The sequence below is a fragment of the Pseudomonas sp. PS01303 genome (assembly GCF_029959385.1).
Classification (GTDB): Bacteria; Pseudomonadota; Gammaproteobacteria; order Pseudomonadales; family Pseudomonadaceae; genus Aquipseudomonas; species Aquipseudomonas rustica.
Genome location: NZ_JASCPK010000271.1, coordinates 1 through 3,487, shown reverse-complemented (window position 1 = coordinate 3,487; position 3,487 = coordinate 1). Strand labels below are relative to the sequence as shown.

At 59.2% G+C, this 3,487-nt stretch carries 4 protein-coding genes; 2 read left to right on the top strand and 2 right to left on the bottom strand.

The genetic code is table 11. The annotated features are described in order from the left end of the window. Positions 1-140 precede the first annotated feature (140 nt). Entirely contained in the window at positions 141-1,259 is a 1,119-nt protein-coding gene (locus QMX93_RS30255) for a P1 family peptidase (RefSeq protein WP_282359262.1), read from the top strand. Positions 1,260-1,361: 102 nt separating this feature from the next. Here the strand turns inward: QMX93_RS30255 and QMX93_RS30250 are convergent, their stop codons facing one another. Further along, the gene (locus QMX93_RS30250; protein ID WP_282359261.1) at positions 1,362-1,949 is read right to left on the bottom strand and encodes an NAD(P)H-dependent oxidoreductase; all 588 of its coding nucleotides are present in this window, start codon (positions 1,947-1,949) and stop codon (positions 1,362-1,364) included. 85 nt (positions 1,950-2,034) lie between these two features. Here QMX93_RS30250 and QMX93_RS30245 point away from each other — a divergent pair, with 85 nt between their 5' ends. Then, positions 2,035-2,661, top strand: a complete 627-nt coding sequence (locus QMX93_RS30245; RefSeq protein WP_282359259.1) for a TetR/AcrR family transcriptional regulator — start codon at positions 2,035-2,037, stop codon at positions 2,659-2,661. Here QMX93_RS30245 and QMX93_RS30240 read toward each other — a convergent pair. Continuing rightward, positions 2,658-3,344, bottom strand: a complete 687-nt coding sequence (locus QMX93_RS30240) for a GNAT family N-acetyltransferase (protein WP_282359257.1) — start codon at positions 3,342-3,344, stop codon at positions 2,658-2,660. The two genes, QMX93_RS30245 and QMX93_RS30240, sit on opposite strands and share 4 nt — an antisense overlap. Positions 3,345-3,487: the final 143 nt, after the last annotated feature.

Sequence of the window (3,487 nt, the reverse complement as noted above, 5' to 3'; positions counted from 1 at the left end):
ACGCCCCACGCATTTCCTGTAGGAGCTGCCGCAGGCTGCGAGCTTTTGACGTTGTTTTTGCAGATCAAAAGATCGCAGCCTGCGGCAGCTCCTACAGAGATCGCGACACATGTAAGATTTTTATGGAGAGACAGAAATCAATGAAACCTCGTGCCCGTGACCTCAACATCCGCATTGGCCAGATGCAGCCCGGCCCGCTCAATGCGATCACCGACGTGCCCGGTGTGCGTGTCGGCCACAGCAACGTGCGCGGTAAAAGCACGGCCGGTCGTGACATTTTCACTGGCGTCACCCTGATCGAACCGCGTCAGGGTTCGACCAACCAGCAACCGTGTTTCGCTGGCGTGCATGTGCTCAATGGCAACGGTGACGCCAGCGGTCTTGAGTGGATTCGCGAGGCGGGCTTGTTGACCAGTCCGATCGCCTTCACCAATACCCACAGCCTCGGCGTGGTGCGCGATGCGCTGATTGTGCTGGATCGTCAGCAGCAACCGGACGATGGCCGTCTCTACTGGAACATGCCGGTGGTGCTGGAGACTTACGACGGGTTGCTCAATGACATCAACGGCTTCCACGTCAAACCTGAACATGTCGCCGAAGCCCTGCACAACGCGGTCGACGGCCCGGTTGTGGAAGGCGCGGTCGGCGGTGGCAGCGGCATGATCTGCCATGAATTCAAGGGCGGCATCGGCACTTCGTCGCGGCGATTGAGCGCTGCGCAGGGCGGCTGGACAGTGGGTGCGATCGTCCAGGCCAACTATGGCATTCGCAACCAGTTACGGGTTGACGGCTACCCGGTCGGGCGCTACATGGAACAGAAGGATTCACCGTTTTTGCGCGCCGCATTGCCGCACCCTGGCATGGGTTCGATCGTGGTTTGCCTGGCCACCGATGCGCCGTTGTTGCCGCATCAGTGCACACGCCTGGCGCAACGGGCGAGCGTCGGTCTGGCGCGCACCGGTGGCGGCAATGAAGATCAAAGCGGCGACATCTTTATCGCCTTCGCCACGGGTAATGATCACGTGCCGCCGGCGGCCTATGAAAGCAAAGGTGCGCCGACGTGTGACGGCTTGCGGATGGTCAATAACGATCACATCAGCGAGCTGTTTCTGGCCGCCACCGAGGCGGTTGAGGAAGCGATCATCAATGCCTTGCTGGCCAGCGAGAGCACTGAAGGCAATGGCCATTCGGTTCAGGGGCTGGATGCACAAACCTTGCTAGCCGCCCTCGAAAAGGCAGGCTGGCCTGGCTCGCGATAACCCCACAAATCCCTGTAGGAGCTGCCGAAGGCTGCGATCTTTTGATTTTGCTTTTAAAAAACAAGATCAAAAGATCGCAGCCTTCGGCAGCTCCTACAGGGGTTATGTGAACATCTGATAACCGAGTTTCCGGGCCACTTGGAGTTGCGCCTGCGGCTCGCGCAATTCCGACTCCGGCAGCAACGTTGAGCTCAGCACCGTCGCCCCGCTGTAATCGAAAATCCCGTGTTCAATCTGCGCCTTCATCGCCGCACCGTAACCGTGGCGTTCATAGGTGCGTTCGTCCGCCCCGGCGAGTTGTACAAGGTGCACGCGCAAACGCTGCAGCAACTTCACATGCTTCAAGTCACCCGCAAAATCGAACGCCCAGCCATTGCTGAACACCCGATCAATCCAGCCCTTGAGCAGTGCCGGCATCGACCACCAATACACCGGGTAAACCAGCACCAACGCATCGGCGCGATCAATGCGTGCCTGTTCCGCCAGCACATCCTCCGGCGGCGAGGCCTCGCGATGATGCACGGCAAAATCCGCTGCGCCGAAACGCGGTTCGAAGCCTTCAGCGTAGAGATCGGCGATCTCGAAGGTGTTGGCCGGATCGGCTTCGGTCATGCCGGCAGCAATTTGTGTGGCAACGCTGTGGGTCAGTGAGCGCTGATCGTGATGAGCAACAACAATCAATGCGTGCATGGCAATTCTCCGGTTGGTGAGGCTGACCAAGGCTTATATACTCTTGGTAAGTTACGAAGCTTAAGTTACCTTTGGTATATAAACCATGTCAACTGATCAACTGACCAAACAGAATTCCCCCGCGCAACCGCGCAAACGCCTTTCCCGTGAGGATCGCCTGCGCCAGTTGCTTGATGTCGCCTGGCAGATCATCCGCGCCGAGGGCACCGATGCGCTGACCCTCGGCTATCTCGCCGAAAAGGCCGGCGTGACCAAACCGGTGGTCTACGACCATTTCGTCACCCGCGCAGGATTACTCGCGGCGCTGTACCGCGATTTCGATGCACGCCAGACCGTGGTGATGGACGCCGCGATCGCCGAATGCGAGCCGACACTCGTCGGCACCGCCTCAGTGATTGCCAAGGCGTATGTCGATTGTGTGATGTTTCAGGGAACGGAAATTCCGGGGATCATCGCCGCGCTGGCGAGCACCCCGGAACTGGAGAAAATCAAGCGGGAGTACGAGGCGATCTTCCTCGAAAAGTGCCGCCGCGACCTGGCGCCTTACGCCAATGGCGGGACGATCACTGCTGCCGGACTACGTGCAATGCTCGGCGCCGCCGAAGCGCTGTCGCACGCTGCCGCCAACGGTGAAATCAGCGCCGAGGACGCGATCAACGAGTTGTTCGCAACCATCATCGCAATGGTCGAACGCGCCACTGTCAGGCTCTAGTGCAGGGTCAGTCGCTGACGGACAAATTCTTCCGTGTGGCGAGTGGTTTGATCCAGATGGCGATCGCGCTGCTTCTCGGCATCGAGCATCGCGCGCTTGCTGTTTTTCTGTAGCAGATACGTGTGAATCTGCTGCACTTCCAGTGAGCGGTAAATCGGCGTGGTGTCGATGAAACCGCGCAAGCCGTTGCTGCGGTAATGCCGGGTGCTCATCAGCACTTGAGTTTCACGCGAGCCGATCACCTCAAAGCCCAGCGCTTCGAAATACGGGACTTTGCCGACGGTGCAGCCCAGCTCCGCATGCGGATAACGGCCGAGCATTTCGCCGATCATCGCCCGCGCCACGCCTTGCCGCCGGTGCCCTTCACGCACCGCCATGTAGGCGACGCTGCACGCTTCCCAGTCGCCCTGCACCGGCAGGTACAAAAGGAAACCGATCACTTGCTCCGGATCTTCATCGGCGGTCGCCACCAGCAACTCGACTTCGGTGCCCTTCTCGCCATTCAACGCTTCCAGATACAAATGCACCTCGTAGCCCACCGCGTACTGATACACGTTGTACAGCAGGTTGCTCGGGCCCAGGCCAACCGCGCTGATGTCGGTCAGGTAGTCGACGACCATTTGCAGAATCTGGCTGTTGACGCCCTCGGGGCATGGGGATTTGTAGTGGGTGATGCGAGGCATGGCAGCTGAACTCCGGCAGAAAACCGCGACATCATACCTTGTCCCTGCGCCAACCCCTGTAGGAGCTGCCGAAGGCTGCGATCTTTTGATCTTGTCTTTTAAAAACAGGATCAAAAGATCGCAGCCTTCGGCAGCTCCTACAT